Raw genomic sequence first — 1,544 nt, forward strand, 5'->3', positions numbered from 1 at the left:
ATCTAATTATACAATTTTAACTAATTGAATTTTCTGAATATTTAATTTAAGTATCAACTATTCTTGAACTCATTATAGTTTGATATATAATATTTTGCAATACTATTTTCAAACTTTTCTTTTATTTTATAAATATACATTTTTTAACATAGGGAATAGACTAAAAAACCAACATGGTCATCCATGTTGGTTTTTACATTTACTATCATTATTTAAAATTTCGCCGCTACTTTCTTAACGTTCTCTAAACCTTCTTCAACAATTTGCTGTGAGCGATCTGGATATTGATTGTGTCCTTCAATTACAACTGTCTCTGGATTGGTAATTCCCCAGAACCCAAGTACGTTTGTAACGTAATTAACAGCCATTTCCATAGGAGCCATTTGTTCAGAAGAGTAATCTGAACCACGAGCGCCTAAAACAACTACTTTCTTATCACCGGCTAAACCTTCTGGACCGTTCGCTGTATATTTAAACGTTTTTCCAGCTTGAGAAAGATATGAAATATACGTAATTAATGGTGCTGGTACTGTAAAGTTCCATAATGGGAACGCAAATACAACCTTTTCAGCCTCTAAAAATTGATTTAAATATTTATCTACTGTAGCAACTGCCTTCTCTTCTTCAGCTGTTATCTCCATTCCTTGACTACGTTTATATCCACCTGAAATAGCGATATTTCCGTAATACGGAAGATCTAATGCAAATAAATCTAACTCCGTAATTTCTGTATTCGGATTTGCTTCCTTATAAGCACTTACAAATGTTTCATACATTTTTGAACTAATTGCTTGCTCCGCTGGACGATCGTTCGCTTTTACAAATAATACTTTTGACATAGTTTTATTCTCCTCTACTTTTGTATTTTCTTCTTTTTTACCAAATAATGAGCTAAATAATCCCATTCTCTTCACCTAAACTTTCTTATCATATTCATTATTCATCAGCATTAAAAATCTTATTCTAAGAAAAGGTTTCATCATGTCCTGCTGAAACTATCTCATTTAAATACATTATCTAAACCGAAGTTTTAACTTTTATTTATTTAATTACCTTATGTAAGTGAGTATAGTATATTTACTTACTTTAGTCAAGTAACTTTTTAAAAAGCAAAAAATCTCCAATTAAAAATAATAAAGAAATATATTTCCTCAGTCAAAATGATAAATTCGAAAACACATAAGTGAAATACCTTGTATAATACAACTAGAGATGGAAATTCATCTATAGAGAGGATTTATTAATGAGTACTTTAGAAAAGATTCAAACCTTTATCATTCTTGCAGCTGTTATATTCGGGGTTACATTAGGACAATTTAATATAATACATATGTATTCAGAAAAATTTATTGTCCCCTTCTTATTTTTAATGCTTTATGGATTATTCCTCAGCATCCCCTTAAAGGATATAAAAAACGGATTCCGCAACTTAAAATTCGCTGGAACAAGCCTAGGTATTAATTTTATATGGACACCTTTTCTCGCTTGGGGATTAGGCGCGTTATTTCTTTCAGATCACCCAGCACTTTGGGTTGGCTTTATTA

At 30.7% G+C, this 1,544-nt stretch carries 2 protein-coding genes; one reads left to right on the forward strand and one right to left on the reverse strand.

Features of this window, described 5'->3' with window-relative positions:
* Positions 1 to 212: 212 nt before the first annotated feature.
* Positions 213 to 905, reverse strand: a complete 693-nt coding sequence (locus AC1DTM_RS25965) for an FMN-dependent NADH-azoreductase (RefSeq protein WP_002168630.1) — start codon at positions 903 to 905, stop codon at positions 213 to 215.
* 338 nt (positions 906 to 1,243) lie between these two features.
* Between AC1DTM_RS25965 and AC1DTM_RS25970 the strand changes: the two genes are divergently transcribed.
* On the forward strand, positions 1,244 to 1,544 hold a 301-nt coding region (locus AC1DTM_RS25970; RefSeq protein ID WP_477001235.1), incomplete at its 3' end, for an arsenic resistance protein.

The sequence above is a fragment of the Bacillus sp. P4_D3 genome, from assembly GCF_056401855.1.